The sequence below is a fragment of the Francisella sp. LA112445 genome (genome assembly GCF_012224145.1).
Classification (GTDB): Bacteria; Pseudomonadota; Gammaproteobacteria; order Francisellales; family Francisellaceae; genus Francisella.
Map to the genome: position 1 here is coordinate 325553 of NZ_CP041030.1, position 25468 is coordinate 351020.

A 25468-nucleotide genomic window follows, 5' to 3' on the forward strand; every position below is an offset into this window, starting at 1 on the left:
TTGATATTATGCAAAGGTATATAAATAAAAACACTTCTAGTAGAGGTGTAACATTGGTAGAGCTTTTAGTAGCGGTTACAATATCTGCAATCGTTATTACTATGGCTATCAATATATATCTATCTTCAAAGAAAATATATAAAGAATCAAAGCAAAAAACATCTTTAGACATTAGACAGTTAACTGCAAAAAAAATATTTTATGATGCTGTGACTAATGCAGGACTCTCGTGTAAGTATGGAACTAAGAATCAGAAGTATGTGAATAGGACGGGTGAAAATTCAATAAATTTTGATTTTATGTATGATAGTTCGCCGGTTAGGGTTGGGGATATATCATCGATAGGAAGTTTTCTAGAGAATTCTTTAAAAGGAAAAAAAGGAAGCTTATATCAGCCTGGTACGAACTACATAATGATAAAGAGCGAGGATACATTTACTAGTTTGACAACTAAACCTGTAAATCTAAATCTCTATCTTAACTCTATAGAGCAGTTAGAGAAGAATGACTATCTTGCATTATGTAATAATGATGATATCAATCTTGTTAGGATCACTGATGTAGATAAAAAACATAATAAAGTTGGTTTAGTTATTGCGCCATCAAGTGAGTATCATAAAGGAGATTATGTAGGGAAGTATAGTATACAAATATTTTATATAGCCGCAGATAATGTCTCTAATAATTCTGGTAAATTAAGTTACTCGTTATATTTGTACACTAAGGATGGTTCAAATCCTGGAGTTTCGTATCCTGTTGTTGATGGTGTTTCAGATTTAAAGATAAGTTACTCTATTTTAAACAGACAGCACCTTAATTGGAGAGATATAACTAGAAATGTTGATTTAGATAATATAAAAGCAAAAGCATTGAAAATATCATTTAAAATAAAAGATAAAAGCTTTGAAAAGGTTATCTTATTGTCATGATTAATAAGAGGCTTAACATTATAAGAAAAATAACAGGCTCATCATTAGTATCTGTTATGATATTTGGTTTTGTTGTTTTGGTGACAGTGTCAAGCTTAGCTTATATTTTTAGATACAATCTACTTAGTATAAAAAGTCTAATTTTACAAGAAACAGTTACAACAGTTGAGCAACAGTATATGCAACAAATTGTTGAAAAGGGTTCGATAAAGATTGGTAAAAAGATTTTAGGTAATTATCAATTTGAAAATAGTTTAGAAAATAAGCAACCAATCTTCTCTAATAAAGATGTTGATGCTAGTTTGTACCGTGCCGAGCCTTCAGCAATTACTAGTAACATAATCCATAAGCTCACATATAAGAATAACCTTGATATAACCAAGGACATTATATATAAAAGCTTACCAAAACACTCGATGATAAATTATAACTCCTCAATCATTCCGCTTAATGTCCCTTATATTGATATAAGTAGGATGAATAATTCAGAAAAGTTTTATCGTTTAGATAAAGATTTCCAAATTAAAGATCGTCAAGTTGGATTTACTGGATTTATAAAAAAAGAACCAAACTGGCTTTTGATATCGGTTAATAATAAAGCACAAGTTATAAGTTTAAGAAATTTAGATTTATCACGTGATTATAAAATTAATATTGGTTGGAATCTCATAAAAGGTCATTGGCAAATGTTGATGGCTATATATGATAAAGATCAACTGTATATATTTACAACGAAGCTTAGTGACCTTGTGAATAATCTTGATAAGGCAGCTTTAGATCTCTCTACACCAGTTAAAATCTTAGATCCTCCTTCAAATATTGCTGCAATCTCATGGTATTTTGAAAAAGACAATTCAGAGCCAAGTTTAGCAGTTTTAATAACTCGTCGTGATAGTGATGATAATTTAGCGGTTATTATTGAGGACTTAGCTTATAACCCATTACAAAATATTTATACAGTGTCGGTGAAAGATAGCATTAATGGTTTAGGGGATATTAATAATAGTAATGTTTATGCAGTTGCTTTAGATCCAACTTACACACTTGCCGAAAGCCCTTTATATATTTTTGCAGGTAAAAAGATGCTTGTATATAACGTAAGTACTCATCATAAAGTCAAAAGACAAACTGTAATACTAAGTGAAAAAGTTTCTAATCAGCCTTTAGTCGTTAAGAAAGATGCTTATGATTATTATATTTTGACTTATAATGATGATCGATATTTCCAATATAAATATACAAAAGATACTGATGTGATCAACATAACAGAACCAGTTATATATCCTGATGAAAAAATACAAAATATTATTGTAAGGTATGGTTTGAAATTTATTGTAACTAAAAATCATTTATACATAAATGATTTTCAAAATAGAGAATTAAATAAGATTTCTATATAAAGGATACTTAATGCTAAAGAAGTTTATTATTATTTTTATATATATGCTAATAACATCAAAAACAATATATGCAATAAACTGTAGTTTCCAAGGTTTTGAGAAAAATCGTGTTGATAGTAGGCTAGAGTTTAAATGTCATGAAGATACATCTTTAAAAGATAATAAACTAATATTTTATATAATAGGCAAGAATGTCAAAATAAAAACTATAGAAACCTCAGAAGGTAAGGTTGATTTTGATATTGCTGATATTTCGAAAAATATTAAGCAGGTCAGTGTGAATATATCAATAGAAACATGGTTGATGGATTTTGACTATACAGCAGATAAAGATAAAAAAATCGAACTAACAATAATATCTAAGCAAGATAGTAATCGCGATTTTAAAATATTATGGGGAGGGGTGATAAAGAACTCTCATAGTTCAAAGAAAAGTAAAAATAATAATTTTCAGTTTTATAGAAATGATGATGATCAATTTTATATTGTTAAAAAAGGTTTAAGTTGTTACTTAGAAGATGATTGTGATGATGATATTAAGATATTGGATAGTAGCTGTAACTCTCAAAAGTGTAAACTTTTGAAACAGAAGTTAGGTATTTATTCTGATTTTGGTATAATTCATCAAAGGGATATGTGATTAGAGTATTTAGGTGTACAATTATGAAAAATATTAAAGGTTATTCTCTTGTTGAGATGATGATTGTCATAGCAATTTTTGTGATATTAGCTGTTGCTGCGACAAGTTATATAAGAAGTGATGGTTATTCTCAAGAGAGCCAAAGAGAGCAGATAGAGAGCTTAATAAAGACTGCTAGAATAACAGCATTACAAAATAATGAAACGGTTACTATATGTTCATCAAATGATAAGGCAAACTTAACTTGCGTCAATAATACTTTATGGAATGGTAACTCTATAATAGCTTTCTCAGACAATACATTACTAGCAGCTGTAGATTCCCCAAACACTGGTAACTACTCTGCACGCTTAAATAATAATGGAGAAACATCTATAGAGATAGCTGGTAGAGGTAGAGCATCAAATGATAGGGCTACTTTGACACTATGTGAAGGAAGTGATGCATATAGCCAAATGGAAATTAACTCTCGTGGTAATGTAACCGTAGGAGATCCTACTAGTAATCCTTGTTAATGTTTTTTAATAAGCTTTAATTATTCCATATGGTGATGGTGCATCTGTTATATTTTTATTGTCTTGCTCAGAAGTTAGCATAGTTTGGAAAGTTGAAGGATTATATTCTACTTTAAAATTTGAGTCTGTGTCTGTACTTAAACTATAACTTTTAATTGTTTCTAGTTCTGAAATGCTATACACATGAGCAACTATTTTTGAGTCGGCTGTCTGCTCAACTATTAAGATAGTATTTTTATCTAAAGGTATTATATTTTTGATATCATGATAGCTATTTGGTGAAGATATTTGAACTTGTTGAGCTGTATTAGTATCTGTATCTACCTTGTAAATTATTAGAGAATCTTCACTTACATTATTATGTGATGCACATATGAGAAAGATTCCATTGTTATTTTTAATAACTATGGGCATTAATTGTATTTCAATTGGAGAAACAGTTGAGGAGTTTGTATTTTCTAGATCAGGGTTCATTATGTAAATAGATGAAAATTCCTCACCTGATGGCCCTTTTTCCGTAGGAATAACAATTATCTTGTCAGTTATTTGGGTATTATCTAAAGATATTGGAATTACGATAACACGACTTAGGGTTAGGCCTGTAGTAATGGTTTTTGGTTTTATAAGATTATACTTATCTCCATCAAGAGACATAAGCTCTAGTTTTAAATCTCCGGATGAGTCAGTTTTAGATATTAGATTATATAGGCCATTTTGTGTTGGGATAAAACTAATATTTACAAATGCAAACAGTATGCTAGGAATTACTAGTAATATGCTCAAGGTAGTAATTTTTTTTAGCTTAATTAATTTTCTAATGAACATATTTTCTTAGGTAAGTCTTATATAAAAGGTTTTTTCGTTTATTTTTTTATTAATTTACAATTACCTGGAAGATAGTCTTCATGTATTCCACTTCCAAATGCCGTACACCTCCATTGTACAGTATCTTTGTCTTTAGTTATAGTTGGAGTTAAAGTAATATATCCTGTTCCTGTTACTAGTTGTTTTCCTTCTTTACCAATATCAATCTTTATTTGATTCAGTTGTTGATCAATGAAGGTATATTTGGGTAGTGGTGTATTTGTAGTAGGTTTGTTTTTAAATATAATCTTATCTGCTAGATTTTTTTGGATTACTTCAGTTTCTTGTATTGCAACAGATATCTTTGATCTGATTAAGTATGCTTGAGCTATCGGAAGAGCAATAACACCTAGTATAAAAACTATTACTATAAGCATAAGTTTTTCTTTGCTGATTATACTTTTCTTCGAAGAAGATATTGCAGTGTTGCTAAATCCTTTCTTTCTTTGATAAAACTCTTGAGCTCGTTGTCTTTCAGTTGCTTCAAAAATTTTTTTCTCTAAATTGTAGAAATCTTTAAAGCTATTATTATCTTTCATAAAGAGATATGCACTTTTGATGCTTAGGTGACGACATTATAGTGAGTTCTTTTATCAAAGAAAACTAGTTTTTGATTAAAAAATATTGCTTTAATTTAAGTGTAAATTTAAAAGTAGAAAGACTAAAATCTGTCTTAATATATTTTTATTTTTCCATAAATATAATATCTATTTGTCTATATTATACATAATAAATCTTTATTTTAAGCTCTTATTAAGTCTGATATTGTGTATTATATTTAGTAAGAAAAAATTTATTGTTTTAGAAGGTTATATATGTTGTCTGTTATATTTAAGAGAAAGTATCTTATTTTAGTTGTTTTACTGATTTCTAGTTTATGTTTCGCGAATTCTGCTAAATATCATTTAGCGACAAGTCCTGTTAAGCTAGATCACAATAAACCTGACTTTGCTAACATTAAAGATGTGGCAAAAAAGAAAAAGCTCTTTATTGATTTTATGTCAAAAGAAATTAAAGAAGCAAATAAAGAGATCTGTAGTGAAAGAAAGAGTATTATAAGTTTACAAAAAGATTTAGACAAACAAAAAAAACTAAATAAACAGCAATTAGAAACACTTAATAAATATACACAGTTTTATAAGGTTCCAAATGATCAACCTTTAGCGAAGCAGATTGATGATTTGTTAGTTCGAGTAAATATAGCACCTAGAAGTTTGGTTATAGCACAAGCAATATTAGAAACAGGTTGGGGAACTTCAAGATTTGCAGTTAAATATAATAATTACTTTGGACTACATTGTTTTGAGAAAGACTGCGGTGTAAAAGCAAAAAGGTCAGATGCACAAGTAGAGATATTTAATGACGTTGGAGATAGTGTTTTAGCATATTATTATAAATTAAATACTGGGGGAAAATTTGCTAAATTTAGAGATGTTAGAGCATCAACTAGTATGCAGAAAGAAGATATCGATAGCTTGATAGATACTTTAGGAGAGTATTCATCTTTAGAGGGACAAGAATACCAAACAAGGCTAAAAGGTGTTATTAATTATAATCATTTAGGCGGCTATGACAATACATGTGACCTCTCAGTAATAAACCAAAATTAGTCTGTTATTAAGTTTAAATATACTAAATATTAATCATATTTATATCATAAATTATATTCTGGTTTAAACATATAAAACCTTTTGAAAGTATATATTTATATTATAAAATTTATATCTGCATATTATAAAAAATGCTGTAAATTATTGGATATGGGATTATGTTTTTAGCAAGAAACCAAAAAGGTATATCTTTAGTAGAGGTTCTAGTAAGCGTTGCAATAATGGTTATAGTATCTTTTCTAATAGTTGATACTTTTTATCAAGCTAGAGTAAGCTTTAACACTTCTGTACAAAATCTTGATTCATATAAAAATAATGTTGAAGCTCGACTTATTTTTACCAACTTAATTGATAACGCCTATATAACTGGTAATGAGACATACTCTATTTTGAAAAAAAGAAACACCGCTATAAATTCAATCCCAGAAGTAAATCCTTTTGCTTATCCTTTAATATATGCACAATCTGCACCGTTAGTTACTGGTTCTAATTTTCCAACTGATGCACAGCAAGGTACTGATGTATTAGTTTTACAAACCATAGATTTTCCCATAACCCTTGAAAATGCAGTTAGCTCTAGCGACCAGACTATAACCTTTAATAAAGTATACTCTGGAACTAAGCAATATATGATGCTCACAGATGATACAAGCCAAAGCCTTCTACTTAGAGATTCAGCTAGGGTTAATAATGGTAGTACTACATTTAATCTAGCGGCTCCAATTGGCCAAAGCTATCCAGCTGGATCAACACTATATACTGGTTATACTATAAAAGTGATCTATATTAGGGATACTGGAAGAGTAGATAGTCATGGGAATAATGAATTTGAGTTATATGAAAGATCATTTAGTAATAATGAAGCGACAGGTCAAACAAATCAAGCATTACTTAAAGGAGTTAGTGATCTACATATAAGCTATAAAACTGCTGGCCAGAATCAACAATGGCAAGCAGTAACCGCTCAAATGAACAAAAAGCTGTGGTATCGTGAGATACGTGGAATAAAAATTGATTATCGATTAGATGGGCAAGATCAAGAAGTTGTGTTGTCTTTTAATGGTATAAGTGGATTAGGTTAGTCAGAGCATGAGTATGAATCTTAGAAGAAAGAAATATGATAGTGGTGTTGCTTTAGTTTTTGCTATTTCAATAGCAATAGTTTTTATAGTAATGGGCTTTTTACTTTTTGCTTTAGTTCGCTCTGATCTTTTTATACAGAAAGCTGAAAAGAAAAACTTAGAAAAAAAGATCCAAATTCAGCAGGCATTTAAAGCGAGTGTTGTCTCTGGCTCGCAGTTTGTTTATAACAAAAATACAATACCTTCTGGATCTACGGAATCAAAAACTCTTAGCAATGAGGTTGGATATACGCTTGAGATTTCTAATAGTGACTTAGCTAGTGGCTCTAGTGCTTTTGTGATTACTGATGGTAGCTATACTATGAGAACTAGAGAGTACTATGTCAAAATGGCTTTAGCCAAACGCACAAAGAATATCGTTATAAATGTGCCTAGCAGTACGCAACCTAGTGTAGATGGCTCGATAGATAAATCAACAATATCTTTAAATGTTCCTGCTATCAATAGGAATAATCTTTCAAGTACTCAATTAAATGCAGAAGGTAAACTTATAGATAAGGAAGTAGGCTATATTGGCAGTCTAAAGATTGATGGTAATAATCCAACACTTGAATTGAATATTAAAAATAGTGTAGAACCTAAAACACTTAAACTATCTGGTCTTGAGTCGGGAGTATTAGCTTTATCACAAGGTTGGGAGTTGAAAAATGGAATTTGGGACCTTTCTATAGGTGTCTTTAATCCAAATACTGAGGAAGGTTGTGTCATAAACTCTTCATTAGATAACTTTTTAAATAATTTTACAAGTCTAAACTGTGTAAATCTTAATGAGGAGGAAGAAGAGGATATCCAAGGAGCTAGATATCCAAATCCTCAAGCTTATCCAGTTTGCATTGCAGGACAAAGATACTCAGAAGGTTATATATGTCAAGAAGATGGTATTTCGTTTATTGCAAACAGAAATAATGCAGATGCTTTACCTTTTGAAAATGATGGTGATTGGAGAGTATATTATCCAGATCCTCAGTGGGTTGAGCCATATACTCAAGGTGCTAGATATAGTGTTGGAGACTTGGTTGTATATGATGGTCGATTATATAAGAATAATAGTGATGGTCAAATGGTACATACATTTGATAATGCAAAATTCAAATTAGATGGAATTTATCCATGGAGCGAAAGAATCCAGTATTTACCAGGGAATATCGTTACATATAATGGTAAATTCTATCAAGCAGATAAAAAAACAAGAAACGATCCTTCTGATACTAAAAGATGGACAGATCTTGGTGATACATATGAAGGTAAGGCAGTAGATAGTTATCCGCTGGAGAAGATAGTCTTCCCTTATAGAGAGGAAGATCCAAGCCAAACATTACTAAATTGTAAGGGAGAGTACCCACCTATAGATACAGATACATATCAGCAATGTGTTGATGGAGATGTATATAATCAAGGAGATATGTGTTATGAAAATAATATGCTATTTGTAGCACAATATTGGACTTCAGGTTCTCCTTTTAAAAATCCAAACGCATGGAGATTGTATTTACCAAATTCTAGTTGGGTTGTGCCATTTAGTTATAACGTTATGTATGCAGATAAGCCAACAAAAGTGATTTTTGATCATAGACGTTTTGTAAATCAATGGTGGGTTAATGCAGGCAAAGATCCATACGAAGATAGTGCTTGGAAAGTAGATGGGATTTATGAATGGAATAAAGATATTACATACTTAAAAGATGATGTCGTTATTTTATATGATAATTTTTATAGAGCTAAGTGGCAAAATAAAGATCAAAATCCATTAAATAATAGTGGCAATAGTGGTGAATGGGAAAATCTAGGTCTAACTTATCAGGGTAAATCAGCACATGAGTATTTAGATGCTTGTGATAGTGTTGTCAGAAGTTTTGTAATATTTAAATCATCTTGCCATGGGTTTAGCTGTACAGCTGATATAGTTCAACCATCAACTACTCAGTTATATACTTATGAGATATATGATAAAAGTGGATCTCTTCTAGGATCTACTACTAGTAGCAGTGTGGATTTCACCTTTAAAACAGCAGGAGATCATAAAATATATGCTATAGCTAAGAACTTAGCTGGGGTTGAAGTGTATAAATCTAATGAATTAGACTACACAGTTGAGTCGCAATTGACGAAAGATCCTATTACATACTTAGACCCAACAGGGTATGGACCTAGATATACAGATAAATTATTCTCAGATAGTGGGCTCGTTGTTACAGCGACGACAGACTATATTACATTTAATTGTCCAACTGGATATAGCTTTATAAAAGGAGCAGATGCAATTAAAAGTAGAAACAGTAAAACATATAGAACGTATGATGATTCTACATATGCAATGAAAGGCGTAAGAATATTTGCAGATAAAAATACAGATTCTGCAGAATCAGTAGTTTATACAGGATCTTCTGTAGTGTACCAAAATAATATCAAAGAGAAAGGCAGTGGCGGCTGGTTTAAGCATACTAACTATATTACAAGAGCAGTTTGTGTTCCAGATGAGAGTGATGGGCACTGGGATATTTAGTATGATATAATTATAGTATTGTTTAGTTTAGTGATTTGATGTTGTAGTGTTTTGAAGTAGTTAAATAGTTACTTGGATTTATAAGGTAATATGAGGTTAAGAAAAACTAATCATAATCAACAAGGAATGGCTTTAATCCTTGCTATCTCAATAGCTTTAGTGTTGATAATGATGGGGTATTTGATTTTTGCATTATCTCATACGGCTTTATCTTTAGGGAAATCTAGAAAGGATCATCTACAAAATAAGATAGCCGTACATCAAGCATTTAAGAATGCCTCTATTAATCAAGCATTTGAATACAATCAAAATACTATACCATCAGCAAATTCAGGAAGTGTACTGTTTGGTAGTGGTAGTTCATACACCTTTGAAGTTTCAAATAACCATATTCAAAGTGCTGATAATCAACGTTTTGGATCTTTTATAGTTCTAGAAAGTGGTTATACAATGAGAACTATAGATTACTATTTAGGAATATCTTATGATAAATTTAAGAAAAATATGACTATAAGAGTTCCTAGTTCTACACATAGAAGTCCTAACCTAATAAATAAGACGACGATTTCTTTAAATATCCCAGCTATTAATTTTCATAATCTTTTACCTACTCAGTTAAATTCTATAGATGGAACTTTAGCAGAGACAGATGTCGGACATATAGGGGATTTATCTATAGACAATAATAATTATGTTTTGTCTTTTACTAATACTAAAGGGGTAGTCTCAACTCTTGATTTATCGGGTACTTTTAGTTCAGGGAGTTTATCTCTAGCTCAAGGATGGCGACTAAATAATGGTTCATGGGAGTTACTAGTAGGTGTTTATGATGTTGATAGTAATAGAGCTTGTGTAATAGCATCGACGCTACAAAATTTTGAGGCTAATTTTGCTAATTTAGGGTGTATAACTGTTAATGGAGGAGGAGGTTCAATTGCACAGCTATTCGCGAGATATCCATCTCCTCAAGGCTATGATAGATGTATAGAAAATGGTAATTACCAAGAGGGAGCTATATGTTTAGAACATGGAATTTTATTTCAAGCTCTTAAGCAAAAAGGCAAGAATGCAACTGTAAATACCTTACCGTTCCAAGATCCTTCTAAATGGGAAGTTTATTATCCAACATCTGAATGGGTTTCACCATTTACTGATGGAGTAATATATCAAAGTGGTGATCAAGTTGTATATGGAGGCAAACTATTTATAAACACACAAAAAGATCAAACTAGTTCACCGTTTGAACCTAATTCAGGCTGGGAGATTAAAGGGGTTTATAATTTTGATGATAGAATCTTTTATGACAGAAAGAAAGTTGTAATATTTAACAATGAGTTTTACGAAGCTATTAACGATAATCAAGGCTCTATCAACCCAAGTGTAGATACAACAAATTGGAAATCACTAGGTAGTAATTATGATAATATTTCAGCTTCAGGCTATCCTAGTTATGGAATAGAGTTTCCATATCGATTGGATCTAAATGTATTAGATCCGCAAGATTTACTATATCTTAGATGTAATGGTGAATATCCACAAATAGATACATCTAGATATTCCCAATGTGAGGATGGGAAAATTTATAATTTCGGAGATACTTGTTATGAGAATAATATAATTTTCTCAGCGCTGTACTATACAACACAATCACCTGCGAACAATTCAGGCGCATGGAGAGTTTTTATGCCAGAATTAGAGTGGGTAATTCCATACTCTAATAATGTCACTTATGGAGATAGTATTACAAGGGTATTTTTTGATGATATGGTTTTTGTTAATAGTGGTTGGGTTGCTGAAGGTGAGACTCCTTATGAAACAGGGGTTTGGGATATTGATGGTATTTATGACTGGAACCCAAATATTACATATAAGACTGGTAATATCGTAACAGTGGGGGCTAATTTTTATAGAGCAAAATGGTATCACAAAGGGGTTGATCCATTAACAAGTGGTCAATGGGGAGCTTGGGAAGACTTAGGTACACTATATCAGGGGCAGGTTACTGACTATTTTCGTAACTTATGTAGCGGAATAATAAAAGCTCCAGTTATTGAAAAAGGAAGTTGTGATCGCTTTAGTTGTGTAATTAATATAACGACTCAATCATCTGGAGGTACCGGGATATACACTTATAATTTCTATGATGAAAATGATAATTTATTAATATCAACACCAGTACAAAATAGTGTAACAGTAGAGTTTGATACTGCTGGTAGTCATAGTATTTATGTTGTTGCACAAGATAGTGATGGTGTAACATCTCTTCCTTCTGCAAGTTTAAGTTATACTCTAGAATCTCAATTATCTACAGATAGAATTAGCTATGAAACGCCTAATAGCTTGAATAGCTCAGAATCAGGAAATTTAAATAATGGAATGAGATATACAACAAGTGGTGATAATATACGCTTTACTTGTCCAAATGGCTATGCATTCTTAAAAGCTGCATATAGCATAAAGAATCGTAAGAGTAGTACATATTACACAGATGATGGACAAACATATATGACACTATGGGCAAATGCAGATAGAGATTTTGGCTTAAGAGTTAGAGGTTATAGTGGTAGTTATAGTCAAGGCCGAGCAAGATATAATAATAATACAGGTAATACATTTAATCGTTTAACAAGAGCAACTTGTGTACCAATCGAGAGTGATGGGCACTGGAATATTTAGTACTAAATTAACCTAAGAGTTCATTTTTCTTATTTATTAGAACTTTTTTAAAGCTAAATTAAGCCATTAGTAAGTCTTTCTTCATTTAACATTTTTTTTGCTTTTTATCAAGTGCTAATGTAATATTTATTTAATTTTTAAAAATTATTTCTGATTTTTAGTGTTATTTAATGTATAAAAGGTAATAGATTTTTAGTAAAAGTATGAACTTAAGAAAACATAATCAACAACAAGGGGTGGCTTTAGTATTAGCTATTATTATAGCTCTTATATTGTTTTTGATGGGGTTTATGCTTTTTGCATTATCTAATTCATTATTGAGACTAGATAAAGGCAGAAGAAGCCATTTGCAAAATCAAGTTACTGTACATCAAGCATTTAGGAATGTCTCTGTTAATCAAGCATTTGTTTATAATCAAAATACTGTGCCAGCCCTAAATTCAGGAAGCGTTGAACTAGTACCTGATGAACCATATACTTTTGAAATTACAAACAATCATATAGATAATGGTTCTAATCAGCGCTTTACCTCATTTATAATGCCAGAAAGTGGTTATACTATGAGGACTATTGACTATTATTTAGATTTAACAACAAATGAAGGGTATCATAAGAATGTAACAATAAGAGTTCCAAGTAACACTCATAGAACTAGTGATACTTCGATAAATAAATCATCAATAGCATTAAATATACCAGCTATCAACTTTTCTAACCTATCTGAGCAGCAATTATCTAATGGTAGTATTGATCCAGTACAAAGACAAGTAGGATATGTTGCGGATTTAGAAATATTAAATAATAATACTCTTAGACTTACACCTGTGGATGGAAGTACTCCTCAAACCTTAAGCTTAGGTAATAATATTGATCCAAATACTTTTGCCTTAACACAAGGCTGGCGTTTGGTAAATGGGCAGTGGAGATTATCAATAGGGCTATACGATGCAGTGAATTCAGTTCAAGGATGCGTTATAGAAGCTCGTTGGACTAGCTATTTATCAGGTTTTGCTAGTTTAAGTTGTGTAAATTTAGGATTAGAGGAGCCACCTGTCCCAGTAACAGGACCAAGATATCCAAATCCTGCTGGTTTTCCTATGTGTGAGGAAAATGTTTCGTATGCACAAGGACATGTATGTCAAGAAGATGGAATATTATTTAAAGCTAATATTTCTAACGCAACAGGGCTTCCTCTTACAAATAATACAGACTGGCGTATTTACTATCCTAACTCTGACTGGGTTGCTCCATATACTCAAGGTGGTATATATGATACAGGTGATTTAGTAGTTTATGATAAGACGTTATATAGAGTTCAGCAAGATGATGAAAGGGACGATCCACTTAAATGGGAAGAAAAAGCTACAATAGAGTCATATGACCCAACAGTTAGTAAATATAGCTCTGGTGATGTTATAGTGCATGAAGGTTCTTTTCTTAAGAAAAAAAATAACTCTAGTAATAAAGATCCATCTCAAGAGCAACATTGGCAAGATTTAGGTCCTACTTTGGAGCAGGAAGAAATTAATACACTAGCACCTCAAATACAAAAGATAGTATCAGCGGGGATGAGTGCGCTTAGTTTTACGCCAGAAGAGATTGTTTTCCCATATAGGCAAGAATATCCTAGTCAGGAGTTACTAAACTGTATTGGCCAATATCCATCAATTGATACATCGGTATATAATCAATGTATTCAAGGAAAGGTATATAATACAGGAGATATGTGCTATGAGAATAATATGCTTTTTAGAGCAAAGTGGTGGACTAGTAACTCTCCTTATCATAGTGCGAACTCTTGGGAATTATATTTACCCGGCCCTGACTGGGTTGTGCCATATAGTGAAAATGTCTTCTATGGCGATACTCCAACTAAGGTTATATATGATAAAAAGAGATTTACAAATGCTTGGTATGTAAATAAAGGAGTTAATCCATATCAAAATAGTGCTTGGAGGATTGATGGTGTTTATGAATGGAATACAAATATAGAGTATAGAGAAAATGATATCGTAATCCAAAATAATAACTTTTATAGAGCAAAATGGTGGAACAAAGGGTTAGAACCTTATAATAATAGTGGACCTTCAGGAGCATGGCAAGATTTAGGTACAACTTATGAAGATAAGACAGCTGAAGAAGTACTAACCTCATGTGATGCGTACTATCAAGAAGAAGCTAGTGAATATAATAATGGTGATGATGCTATTACTGAGTTAGTATATGGATTGTTTAATGGAACTGTTGGTAGTAGTGCTGATGAGACTAGATATAGTTTAGAGGGAACTCCTTTAGCTAATTTGGATGGTGATACGGCTACACTAATAGCAACTGGAAACCTTTCAAATGGGGAGCTTAGAATGTTTTTGACTAATGATCAAAAACAATCAATTCTTGATGGGAATACAAGTTTAACTGATGCAAATAACTATGTTGAGCTGATGTTTGCTGATAATCTTGCGGTTAGGACTTCATATGGTGATGATACTCTTGATGCCATAGGCATGACAAATTCAGCTATTGCTACCTTTAGTGATTCAGATACAGTAAACATCACAGATAGTGAAAATAATCTTTATGTGTTAGACCCTGCAGCGTCAACGCTTCTAGAAGAACCCTTGGCTTCATATGGTGATGATAGGTTAACTCTTGGTAGTAGTATTAACGACACTATCTTAATGGGTGGTGGAAATGATACTGCTGATATTACTTTAGCTCAAGGACTTGATTTATCTGCTACTGAGGGTAATGATACAATAAATATTGGTACTTCTGTTGGAGTTAAAAACATTTCTACAGGTGATGGTGATGATAGTGTTACGATAGGTAGTGGCGATAATGGTGATTTATCAAAAGATGTTGGTAGCTGGGATAACGGTATCCGTACTGGCGATGGTAATGATACTATTAGTGTAGGCGCTGGGACTAATGTATTACACGCAGGAAGAGGTGATGATGCTGTAACAGTAGATTGGAGTGGGGATAATAAGGCGACTTTTGCAGGTAATTATAATGGTTCATCAGGAAATGATAGTCTAGTTATTCGAGCTGAAGGAAAAGCGCTAAGAGAACTACGAAGAGAGTATATTTCAGATCCTGGTCTTTTTGAAGTAACAACTAATTTTTCAGATGGAAATACATTTGTGACTAGAAGTTTTGAGAATATTAAAATTATAGATTCAAAAACAGGAAGTGAAGTGTTTTCAGGTACTAGAAGACCTGGTGGTGGTTGGGATAAGGTTTACTAAATATGACTAAATAGAAGACATAAAAGCCTATATTTTGTTATACCTAACTAGTTTTAAGATAGTAATAAGATCAATATTTTCAATGATGTATTGAAATAAATCTAACATGATATTTTTAGCTAATCTGAATAACTTATGAAACTATTTTAGTCATCCTATCCAGTCACTGAGCGGAGTCAAAGTGTGACCATAGGATCCACTTATTATGAGCTTTAAACTTGGATTCTATGATCAAAGCCTGTGCTGAACTTGATTCAGTATCGTAGTAGAATGATGTATTTCTTTTAGATTAACTATATGTGGTTAGACATATTTATATTATTAATCCTCGACTAGATTCTTTTCATTTGCAGTTTTTTTACAGAAAGCAACATAGCGTTTATCAGTTACTATCAAATAGAATATAGCACCAATTACTCCTTCAAAAGTATAGTTATTAAATGGTGATACTATACATACAAATATTATAAATGGTGCAATAAGTATAAATAGATTTTTAAGACCAACTCTTCTGTATTCAAAAGCTCCAAATATAGTCATAAGTACAACTAGTATAATACTTAGGTGAATATTTGTTGCAACCTCTACAGTATTTAGAAGTAAAGCAAGTAATACGAAGACAATTAAGCCAAATATTCTAAGTTTTGGTGCAATTGCTCCCATACTTACAGGAGCTGCCATGTAGCCGATTATATTAAATCCAGTAACAATAAGCATTAAAGCAGCCCAGTTATCAGAAAACATCAGAAAAACTGTACATATCAAGAAGTTAGCAATTAACGATCTTCTTGAGATATTAACTTTTTTATTAATTTTAGCAAAGTATCTTGGCATTTGACCTTCTGCAGACATTGCATATAGCATTCTAGAAGAAGCTCCAAGGTAGCTATATCCAGTTGCAGATGGGCTAACAATACTATCAATAACTAATAAGAAGGCTATATATCCTAATCCTATAAGTGTAGCTAGTTGTAATAATGGTGACTCAAAATCTAGTCCAGCCCAGCCACCTTTTGAAACTAAATAATCATGTGGAACTGCTTGCATAAATGCATACTGTAAACCCATATATAATATTAAAACTAGGGATAATGATAAGATAATCGCTAGAGGAACATTTCTAGAAGGGTTTTTAATCTCGCTACTATAAGCTACAACAATCTGAAAGCCATTAAATGTATATATTAAACCACCAGCTACAATAGCAGTTAAAGCATTGTTAATTGAGAAATTGTTGTTTGGTATTTCTGATGATATTAGGCTATGATGCTCTGAGCTATGAGTAAAAGCATATATGATAAATATTATAACTATGATTGCAGGTACAAACATCTTAAATACCGTTATACCATTATTAACACTTGCAAGTAGCTTTACACCATAAAAATTAATAAGAAGATAAAGAACTAATATAAATAAAGATAGCATCATGCCATACATCGAAATAATACCATCATGCATTAACCAGCCAAAGCCATCTATACCGGCAAGGTATTGTGTAGTTGCTTGAGCTTCAGTTGAAATCATAACAACAATTCCAAACCAGTTTGCAAAAGCAAAAGGCATTGCAAAAACACTATTATGAGATAGGGCACTTGATCTAGTTGTCGCACCTCTAACAGGATAAACAGAAACTACTTTAGCTAAACATAGTCCAACCATCATAACTACAATAGCTGCTAGTATCCATGCTAAAAAAGCCCAGTTACCAGCACTCTTTGCTGTTAGTTGGGCACTAAATAGCCAGCCGGAACCAACCATAGAGGTTACACCTATTAAAATAGCACTAAAAAGTGACATTTTTTTAGCAGTATTAATTTCCATAAATATCCCTATATTTAAAACAATATAATTAAAATATATACATATATTGATACTTTTGGCAATAAAATACTTGTTTGAAGTGTGTAAAAAATTAATCTAAATTTGGGGTGGTTGGAACTAAATTTAAGCTAATATTCCTTATATTTATTGCTTTTGAGGTTATTTTATATTGAATAAAATAGCAGAGTTAGGGGCGAGAATTCTAGGGCTTCTTTAAATGGATTGTTAATATTTTTTAAATATTTTTTCATCATTTTGTAGTGAACTTTATTTATTTTCTCTAGAGGTTTAAGAGATCCTTTTAAAGATTGCTTCTTGTACAGGTTTAGCCATTGTGATGTTATATTCTTAAAATCCTCATCTGACATATTAGGAGATACTTTGTCATCAAAAGATATTTGGTTATAAAAATGTTTAGGCATACAGAAAATGTGTCTAACTATCTCATTATTAGTATTTAGCTGTTTTATAGTATCTTCATCAATTTTTGTAAAATTATTTAGATAGTTAGCTTTAAGTATTTCAATTCCTAAAAAATTTTTTGAAATATGGTCACTAAAGCTTCTCTCTGTAGCACTGCTATTATCAATAGAATGACTAATATCATCTACAAGATGTTTATATAGCAAATCATTATCAAATATTTCAGCAAGCTTTTTAAGTTGTGGTGATGATATGGCTTTAGAGTTTTTTAGATTGTTTAACTCCTTTAGCCACCAGTTCATTTTCTCATTAGCTACTTCAATATTATTGTAGAGTTCTGTACAAGAGATAATTTGAGATTTTATTTGATCAAGTAGATATAATGTCTCTTTTTTCTTGTCATCGAGCTTACGGTAGCTGAAGTACATTACAGAACCATAAGGTGGAAGCATATCATTTGGGTAGTGAAAATAATTATATTGCATGTTTTAGACCTTCTTGAATGCGATAATATAGTTAATGTCAGCACCATTGCCAAGTTTAAATTTATTTAAAAGAGGGTTGTAATGAACGCCTGTAATTTCTAATGCTTCAAAGCCATATTTTTCTGCAACTTTAATAAGCTCATAAGGTTTAATAAACTTGCTATATTGATGAGTTCCTTGAGGAACCATTTTTAAAATATGTTCAGCAGCAACAATTGATAGTAGGTATGATTTAAGATTTCTGTTTAGTGTAGAAGCAAAAAATATACCATCTTTTTTAATAATCTTAGCTATTGACGCTATTATACTCTCTGGATCAGGTACATGTTCAAGCATTTCCATACAAGTTACAATGTCAAACTCAGTAGTGTTTTTGTCTGAAAAATCTTCTATAGTTGAGTTTATGTATTTGATACTTAAACTATTTGCTTTTGAGTGCTCTTTAGCAACTTTAATAGCTTCAGAAGATGCATCTAGACCATAGACATTATTATCTTTGGTAACCAATGATTCTGTAAGTATTCCACCACCACAGCCAATATCAATAATGTTTTTATTATTTAAATCTGTAAATTTTTTAACAAACTCTAGGCGCAAAGGATTTACCTGATGTAAGGTTTTTAGTTCACCATTTGCATCCCACCAGGTTTTTGCTAGTGATGAGAACTTATTTACTTCATTATTATCTATATTTACTTTGTTCATTTATTCTAAGAGGTTTAAATCTTATTTAGTAAATAATATCAAAGATATATGCTTAAAAAAAATTTATTAGAGTTTTATAAGGGAATTCACTATAATTGCTTTTAAGTCAATTTTTAATTTAAATAAAAAAGAGATAATTTTAATGAAGTTTAAAACTAGCCCTATAGTCTGGTTATCGATATTTAGTATAACATTAAGTAGTTGTTCTAGCTTCAAAACCTCTACTAAAAAGAGAGACCCTTTTGAAAGTTATAATAGAAAAATGTATGCCTTTAATGATGCTGCTTATGATACTCTAACACCAGCTGCAAATGCTTATGATAAAGTAGTTCCAAACACCTTAAAGACTGGCATTTTCAATATATTTAATAACCTAGCTGAGCCAGCAAGAGTCGTTAATGATATGTTTCAAGGTGAGTGGGATTATGCTGGTGATGATAGTGTTAGGTTTTTAACTAATACAACTCTTGGTGTAGCGGGATATTTTGATGTTGCAGATAGTTGGTTTAAGAAGCCTATGCGATATCATCAAAGTTTTGCAGTTACATTACATAAGTGGGGAGCATATGATGAGGGCGAAGCATCTCCGTATGTCGTGTGGCCACTTTTAGGTCCAGGAACACTAGAAGATGTAACTATGGGTGTAGATGCATTATTTAACCCATTAACATATATATTCTTCTTTGCTCCTGTTGGTGCAGCTGTTTCTTGGGGAGTCAGTGCCGGTGTGACGGGTGCTTACTATGTTAACCAAGGTGTATCATATTTACCTGCGTACTCAAATTTAAAAGAGGTTTCTATTGATCCATACATTGCTATGAGAAATGCTTATCTACAAAACTATGACTATGGCATGGCTAGAGTACTTAAGCAAGACTTACGCAAAGATGATGCAACTCTACAAACAGATCAGGCTGTATTAGGAGTTCTTGGCTTAGATAGTGATGATGTTGCTTCTCAAGTAGCTTCAACAACTGGTGGTTCAAGTAAAAAATCTCAGCAACCTGTACTATTCAAGAGTAGTATTGACACAGTTAACAAAGCTACACAAGTTCAAGAAGAATTTGACCAAGCATATTCTAAAGATAGTACTGTGATTGATCTGGCTAATGTTGATAAAGATGATACAACACAAAGTGAGGCAAGTAAGTTAGATACTCAAATAAGAGATGCTAAAGCAACTTTACCAGGTGATGCTGATTCTCTTTCTTCATCTGTACAGACTTTAGAAGAACAGAGCTAGTTAATTATATTGGAGTGGAATATTATTATTTAGATTTCATTTTTAGCGATAGTCTTCATTGAGAAAGCATGTAACTCTCCAGAAGCAATATAGTCATTTATTTTAGAGTAAACAAGTTGTTGTCTTTTAACCTTACTTTTAATTTCATCAAACTCTTCAGCAATTATTGTGCCTGAGAAGTGTACATTATCATCACTTTGAATGTCAGCTGTGCAGTTTTTTAATGAATTTTCTAAAATATCTTTTAATTGTTCTTTTGTCATTTTTCTCTCTCTTAATGTTAACTAATAAATTTTTCTAAAATATTTTTAGCACCATGTACTTTTGCTAGTGATAATATTTTTGGATCAACATTTTCTAGTTTTAATTCAATAGAATTATTTTGAGCATGTTTGATGTACTCAATTATTAACGCTAGTCCGCTACTGTCTGCTTTATTACAATCTTTAAAATCAATTATCCATGTACTAGATATGTCGCTAAGATTTTTGTTATATTTTTTGTATATTAAGGCAACAGTCTTTAATGTTAATTCACTATTGATAGTCCAAGTGTGGTTATCTATTTGTATCATTTTACGTTTTGTAAGTTATAGTTTTTATCCAGTAGTTTAGGATAATTCTTCTTTTTAATTCTAGTAGTAACTTTTTCGGCAGCTTTTGTCATTTCTGCGACATTAGCATAAGGTTCAAATTGTTGTTGATATGTTCTTAGAATACTTACTCCAGCAACGTCAAAGTCATAGATATGCCATTTACCATCTTTTTGGAACATTTTAATGGCAAAATCAGAGCTTTGGTTGTTGTCTATATTTGTTATTTTCCCATTTACTACAACGATCGGCTTCTTCTGCCAACTGTTATCATCTTTGTTAAATGGGAATAGTGTTATTCTATACTTTCCTGCATAGGCAACATTTTTAGCATACATGAAAGTAAGCATCTCTGTTGCAGATTTGATAAATTGTTTTTGTTCTTCAGGAGTAGCTTTTTTCCATTTAGCAGTACCAACCACAAGTTGAGCGACTACTTTCGGAGCAACAACTGGAATAATTTCTTTATCAACTAACTGTAATAATTTATAAGGGTCTTTTTTATACTCATCAGCATTCTTGATAAGATTGTTTTGTGTTTTTACAATTGTGTTGTTAAGCATATCTACTGGATTTTCTATTGCCCATGCACTAGATATACTTAAAATCAGTAAAAAAAGTAGAAGTGAAGTTTTACGAATCATTTGAAAATCTCAAAGGGTTAATTAATACTTATTGAGCTAAATTCTAATATAAAATAGTTAAATTTGAAAGAAACAAGAGTTGTTATTTGTTATTAGAATCACTATTTTTGCCTGCTACAAAGGTGTTTATTAGTGAGCCTAAGTCAATCGCAGACTGCGTATTTTCTAGTGCGATGACACTTCCTTGATGTAAGTATTTATCTTTTTCTGATGAACTAGAGTCACCATTTAGGCCTGCTATTGCCATGATATCTTCTTTTGGAGGACTAAGTGAAATGTAATTGTCACCTAAGATTCCAGACATTGATATTGCAGCAGAGTAGTTAGCAGGAATTTTCTCATTAGCATTTATTGACATACTAACTACAGCCATAAAGCCATTGTAGGTTTTTTCTAATGAAATATCTGAAACCCTACCGATTTCTACACCAGCAATTTTAACTGATGCGTTAGTATGTAATGATCCAATATTTTTAAATTGAGCCTCTACTGTGAACTGTTTTTCACTAAGTGACTTTAGAGATGTATCACTAACTTTAAATGTTAGAAAGAGTAAGCATAAAACTCCTATTATTATAAATATCCCTACAGAGACCTCAAAATATTTGTTTCTCATTAAACTCCTCCAAACATAATCGATGTTAAAATAAGATCTGCTCCTAAGATACTCATACAGCAGTAGACAACAGTTTTTGTTGTAGCTTTAGCAATGCCGTTTGAATCAGCGGTGCAGTAATATCCTTGATATAACGCAATCCATGCTGTGATAAAAGCAAATACGACACTTTTAATTATTCCATTAGATATATCTGATAGCACAACAGATGATTGTATATTGCTCCAAAAGCCTCCATAGCTAATGCCAAGACCGGCTTCAGCTAGGACAAATCCAGCTAATATAGCAACTGTACAAAATATTAGTGATAAAATAGGACCACTAATCATACATGCCCAAAATCTAGTAGATAAAATAAAGCTTATAGGGTTAACATTCATAACTTTTAAACTATTTATTTGATCCGTAGCTTTCATTAGACCTATTTCAGATGTGATCGAGCTACATGCTCGACCTGCAAATAGCATAGCAGTTACAACAGGTCCAAGCTCTCTAAGTACACTAAGAGCTACCATAACACCTAGTAGAGAGTGAGCACCAAATTTAGCTAAAGTATAATATCCTTGTAGACTTAATACTAAGCCTATAAATATTCCTGATGTTACTATAATTATTATTGAGTCAACACCAACATATTTAATCTGAACTATACAGTCTCTTATACTAAATTTACTAATTACGATGTTTATTATTAATAGAATAGATTTTAAGGCGTCATAAATTAGAGAAATAGCTATTTTATAAATCTTACTAAAAACAGACATTATTAGTTCCTTAAAATTTCTTCTTCAAAAAAAGTTTTATTAAGATTATTTTGATCCTCATCATGATCATCTAGAGGTTTGCCAGCTAAGAAGTTAATAATTCTCTTGTCTGAACTATTTTTTATATTATCTGGAGTGTCGCTTGCGATAACTTTTTTATCTCCAACAATAATTACATGATTAGAGATCTTTAGAGACTCTTGGATGTCGTGAGAAACTATAATAGAAGTCATATTCAATGACTCGTTTAATGTGTCGATTAGCTCTAGGAGTTTATTAAATGAAGCCGGGTCTTGACCAGTGAAGGGCTCATCATACATCATAATATCTGGATCCATAGCTATAGATCTTGCTAGAGCCACTCTACGAGCCATTCCACCAGAGAGTTCACTTGGCATCATGTCTATCGTGTGCACTAGCCCAACAGCTTGTAGCTTTAAGAGAACTATATTTCTGATTAACTTCTCATTGAGCTTAGTGTTTTTTCTTAAAGGAAAAGCGATGTTTTCATATACATTTAAATGAGTGAATAGGGCACCTGACTGGAAAAGAAACCCCATTCTACGACGTAATTTCTCAAGCTCTTTTTCTTTAGTATTTCTTCTTATCTCAGCAGTGTCTATATTAATCGTGCCAATATCGGGTTTTATTAAACCTGCTATTAATTGAAGAATTGTAGTTTTGCCTGCACCAGATGGTCCAAGGATAGTAGTTATCTTATTTGATGGAATAGTAAAGGTAATATCATCATAAATACAACGATCATCTCTATAAAAAGAGATATTGTTAAAGCTGATATCACTCATAATGATAGAAATTAATTAAAAGGTATATTAACTTCTATAGTTGAATTTTTGCTACTATCTTCAACTTTTAGATCAATATCTCTGATATTTTCCTCAGATAGAGCAATATATTTTTTCACAACTTCAATGATTTCATCTTTAAGCTCTGCTAGCAAATGACTGCTTATTCTAGAAGATTTAGGTTGTAGTTCACTTCTTTGATGAGCAACTATTATCTGTAACCTTTCTTTTGCTAATGAAGCACTCTTTTGCTTTTTTTCTAATCCAAAAAGTTTAGCAAACATAATTAAGATTTACCTATTAATTTTTTAAAGAAACTTGTTTTTTGTTCTGTATGTCTCATTGGTATATCTTTACCAAGTATTCTATCTACAGAGTCGTAAAATGCTTTAGATGCTATAGTATCTTCTAAATGAGTTATTGGATGACCACTGTTAGATGCCTCTAGGATGTCTCTAGATTCAGGAATTATACCTACTATAGGAGTATATAAAATTTCACTTACATCCTCAGCTTTAAGCATAGCACCAGCTTTAGCTCTAGCAGAGTCATATCTGTTAAGTATCAGATGAACTTCTTTAAATTCACCTTCTTTTTGAGCTTTAAGAGTTTTGCTAGAAAGCATACCTAGTATTCTGTCAGAGTCTCTTACAGATGATACTTCTGGGTTTGTAACTATAATCGCTGCATCAGCGCATCTCATAGCCATTAAAGAACCTTTTTCGATACCTGCAGGTGAGTCACATAAGATAATATCAAAAGAGTTTTTAAGTTCTTTTATGATTCTATCAACTCCCTCTTCAGTTAGAGCATCTTTATCTCTAGTTTGTGAAGCTGGTATTATATATAGGTTATCAACTCTTTTATCTTTTATGATTGCTTGGTTGATAGTTGCTTCTTCTTTGACAACATTTATAAGGTCATAAACAACTCTTCTTTCGCAACCCATTATAAGATCTAGGTTTCTTAAGCCCACATCGAAATCAATAACTACAGTCTTAAGGCCTCTTTTAGCAAAAGCATATGCAATAGCAGCACTTGATGTGGTTTTACCAACACCACCTTTGCCTGAAGTAACTACAAATACTTTGCCTTGTTTTTTTTCACTCATTTTTAGCCTCTTATTATTTTAAAAACCTTCAATATGTATTTTATCATCTTGTAGATAAACTATATAGCCATCAGTATCTTTATCATCAACAATTGTTTCATTGTTTAGGGTAACGTATTTACCTGCAATTGAAACAAGCTCTGCTTTTAGATCTTTGCAGATTATTCTAGCATCTTTGTTTCCTGAGCTTCCTGCAATAACTCTACCACCTATTCTACCGTATACAATAATACTACCATCTGCAATAACTTCAGCCCCATTATTGACATTTGCTGTTATTATTACATCACAATCTCGAGCGTTGATAGATTGACCTGTGCGGACGTGCGTAGTAATTATTTTAGCTGATGTATAAGCTTCTTCACTATTTAGAGCTTCTTTATTAGATCTGCCATTTTTAAGAATATTGTATCCAGCTTTTGCAAGTTGAGATTTTAATTCTTTATTGTTGACTACAAAACCAACAGGAATCATTCCATTAGCTTTAAAAGTTTCAATGACATCTTCTAAGAAGTTTATTGTGCACTTTTCATCTTTATCTATATCTCTAACATCTATAGCAAAAGGGGTGTTATGGAAGAAAGATTCAGACTGAGAAACCTTAGAGTTTAATAAACTTTCAATCTGAGTAAATTCAGTAACATTAATATTAATGGCACTGATTGTATAGTTACCACCTTTGAAATGAAAAGCTTGCTTCATGCGTAAGGCCTTAAATTAGAATAAAT

General features: G+C 31.7%; 24 protein-coding genes. 10 read left to right on the forward strand and 14 right to left on the reverse strand.

All coding sequences use genetic code 11. The features are described 5' to 3' along the window. Positions 1-8: 8 nt before the first annotated feature. Genes FIP56_RS01615 through FIP56_RS01630 form a run of 4 tightly spaced genes read left to right on the forward strand, consistent with a single transcriptional unit; the run spans position 9 to position 3484 of the window. The gene (locus FIP56_RS01615; protein WP_192577244.1) at positions 9-929 is read left to right on the forward strand and encodes a prepilin-type N-terminal cleavage/methylation domain-containing protein; all 921 of its coding nucleotides are present in this window, start codon (positions 9-11) and stop codon (positions 927-929) included. Beyond that, positions 926-2329, forward strand: coding sequence for a hypothetical protein (locus FIP56_RS01620; RefSeq protein WP_192577245.1), 1404 nt, complete (start codon positions 926-928; stop codon positions 2327-2329). Before FIP56_RS01615 ends, FIP56_RS01620 begins: the two co-directional genes overlap by 4 nt. 10 nt (positions 2330-2339) lie before the next feature. Continuing rightward, a complete protein-coding gene (locus tag FIP56_RS01625; RefSeq protein WP_192577246.1) occupies positions 2340-2969 on the forward strand; it encodes a hypothetical protein in 630 nt (209 codons plus the stop codon). A 23-nt stretch (positions 2970-2992) separates the two neighbouring features. Next, complete coding sequence (locus tag FIP56_RS01630; protein WP_192578825.1) at positions 2993-3484, forward strand: GspH/FimT family pseudopilin; 492 nt, start codon at positions 2993-2995, stop codon at positions 3482-3484. Positions 3485-3490: 6 nt separating this feature from the next. On the opposite strand, the gene FIP56_RS01635 is transcribed toward FIP56_RS01630, so the two are convergent. Together FIP56_RS01635 and FIP56_RS01640 are read right to left on the reverse strand one after the other, a co-directional pair. Further along, positions 3491-4267, reverse strand: coding sequence for a hypothetical protein (locus tag FIP56_RS01635; RefSeq protein ID WP_192577247.1), 777 nt, complete (start codon positions 4265-4267; stop codon positions 3491-3493). Between the two features lie 80 nt (positions 4268-4347). Then, the gene (locus tag FIP56_RS01640) at positions 4348-4887 is read right to left on the reverse strand and encodes a pilin (RefSeq protein ID WP_192577248.1); all 540 of its coding nucleotides are present in this window, start codon (positions 4885-4887) and stop codon (positions 4348-4350) included. 276 nt (positions 4888-5163) lie between these two features. Here FIP56_RS01640 and FIP56_RS01645 point away from each other — a divergent pair, with 276 nt between their 5' ends. The 5 genes from FIP56_RS01645 to FIP56_RS01665 all read left to right on the forward strand — a co-directional run bounded on the left by FIP56_RS01645 (position 5164) and on the right by FIP56_RS01665 (position 15527). Continuing rightward, positions 5164-5958 (forward strand): glucosaminidase domain-containing protein, encoded by a 795-nt coding sequence (locus FIP56_RS01645; protein ID WP_245323084.1) that lies wholly within the window; start codon positions 5164-5166, stop codon positions 5956-5958. A gap of 158 nt (positions 5959-6116) precedes the next feature. After that, a complete protein-coding gene (locus FIP56_RS01650) occupies positions 6117-7040 on the forward strand; it encodes a prepilin-type N-terminal cleavage/methylation domain-containing protein (protein ID WP_192577249.1) in 924 nt (307 codons plus the stop codon). A 13-nt stretch (positions 7041-7053) separates the two neighbouring features. Further along, positions 7054-9603, forward strand: a complete 2550-nt coding sequence (locus FIP56_RS01655; protein ID WP_192577250.1) for a hypothetical protein — start codon at positions 7054-7056, stop codon at positions 9601-9603. A 90-nt stretch (positions 9604-9693) separates the two neighbouring features. Next, positions 9694-12279: a hypothetical protein gene (locus tag FIP56_RS01660; RefSeq protein WP_192577251.1), complete on the forward strand. Its 2586-nt coding sequence runs from the start codon at positions 9694-9696 to the stop codon at positions 12277-12279. Between the two features lie 203 nt (positions 12280-12482). Next, on the forward strand, positions 12483-15527 hold the full coding sequence (locus tag FIP56_RS01665; RefSeq protein WP_192577252.1) for a hypothetical protein: 3045 nt from the start codon (positions 12483-12485) through the stop codon (positions 15525-15527). A 321-nt stretch (positions 15528-15848) separates the two neighbouring features. On the opposite strand, the gene FIP56_RS01670 is transcribed toward FIP56_RS01665, so the two are convergent. The 3 genes from FIP56_RS01670 to ubiG form a co-directional block, all read right to left on the reverse strand. Continuing rightward, positions 15849-17351 (reverse strand): APC family permease, encoded by a 1503-nt coding sequence (locus FIP56_RS01670; protein ID WP_192577253.1) that lies wholly within the window; start codon positions 17349-17351, stop codon positions 15849-15851. A 164-nt stretch (positions 17352-17515) separates the two neighbouring features. Beyond that, on the reverse strand, positions 17516-18259 hold the full coding sequence (locus FIP56_RS01675) for a hypothetical protein (protein WP_192577254.1): 744 nt from the start codon (positions 18257-18259) through the stop codon (positions 17516-17518). A 3-nt stretch (positions 18260-18262) separates the two neighbouring features. Then, entirely contained in the window at positions 18263-18964 is a 702-nt protein-coding gene (gene ubiG, locus FIP56_RS01680) for a bifunctional 2-polyprenyl-6-hydroxyphenol methylase/3-demethylubiquinol 3-O-methyltransferase UbiG (protein WP_192577255.1), read from the reverse strand. Between the two features lie 142 nt (positions 18965-19106). On the opposite strand from ubiG, the gene FIP56_RS01685 reads away from it, so the two are divergent. After that, a complete protein-coding gene (locus FIP56_RS01685) occupies positions 19107-20207 on the forward strand; it encodes a VacJ family lipoprotein (protein WP_192577256.1) in 1101 nt (366 codons plus the stop codon). Positions 20208-20236: 29 nt separating this feature from the next. Here the strand turns inward: FIP56_RS01685 and FIP56_RS01690 are convergent, their stop codons facing one another. From FIP56_RS01690 to minC, 9 genes are all read right to left on the reverse strand, one after another. After that, complete coding sequence (locus FIP56_RS01690) at positions 20237-20470, reverse strand: BolA/IbaG family iron-sulfur metabolism protein (RefSeq protein ID WP_192577257.1); 234 nt, start codon at positions 20468-20470, stop codon at positions 20237-20239. 17 nt (positions 20471-20487) lie between these two features. Next, on the reverse strand, positions 20488-20781 hold the full coding sequence (locus FIP56_RS01695) for an STAS domain-containing protein (RefSeq protein WP_192577258.1): 294 nt from the start codon (positions 20779-20781) through the stop codon (positions 20488-20490). Then, positions 20778-21443 (reverse strand): ABC transporter substrate-binding protein, encoded by a 666-nt coding sequence (locus FIP56_RS01700; protein ID WP_192577259.1) that lies wholly within the window; start codon positions 21441-21443, stop codon positions 20778-20780. Before FIP56_RS01700 ends, FIP56_RS01695 begins: the two co-directional genes overlap by 4 nt. 82 nt (positions 21444-21525) lie before the next feature. Next, on the reverse strand, positions 21526-22059 hold the full coding sequence (gene mlaD / locus FIP56_RS01705) for an outer membrane lipid asymmetry maintenance protein MlaD (protein WP_192577260.1): 534 nt from the start codon (positions 22057-22059) through the stop codon (positions 21526-21528). Beyond that, a complete protein-coding gene (locus tag FIP56_RS01710) occupies positions 22059-22823 on the reverse strand; it encodes an MlaE family lipid ABC transporter permease subunit (protein WP_192577261.1) in 765 nt (254 codons plus the stop codon). The genes mlaD and FIP56_RS01710 overlap by 1 nt, the downstream gene beginning before the upstream one ends. A gap of 2 nt (positions 22824-22825) precedes the next feature. Beyond that, positions 22826-23629, reverse strand: a complete 804-nt coding sequence (locus tag FIP56_RS01715; RefSeq protein ID WP_192577262.1) for an ATP-binding cassette domain-containing protein — start codon at positions 23627-23629, stop codon at positions 22826-22828. Between the two features lie 11 nt (positions 23630-23640). Beyond that, the gene (gene minE / locus FIP56_RS01720) at positions 23641-23913 is read right to left on the reverse strand and encodes a cell division topological specificity factor MinE (protein ID WP_150466760.1); all 273 of its coding nucleotides are present in this window, start codon (positions 23911-23913) and stop codon (positions 23641-23643) included. A gap of 2 nt (positions 23914-23915) precedes the next feature. After that, the gene (gene minD, locus FIP56_RS01725) at positions 23916-24740 is read right to left on the reverse strand and encodes a septum site-determining protein MinD (RefSeq protein WP_192577263.1); all 825 of its coding nucleotides are present in this window, start codon (positions 24738-24740) and stop codon (positions 23916-23918) included. Positions 24741-24758: 18 nt separating this feature from the next. Continuing rightward, positions 24759-25442 (reverse strand): septum site-determining protein MinC, encoded by a 684-nt coding sequence (minC, locus tag FIP56_RS01730; RefSeq protein ID WP_192577264.1) that lies wholly within the window; start codon positions 25440-25442, stop codon positions 24759-24761. Positions 25443-25468 lie beyond the last annotated feature (26 nt).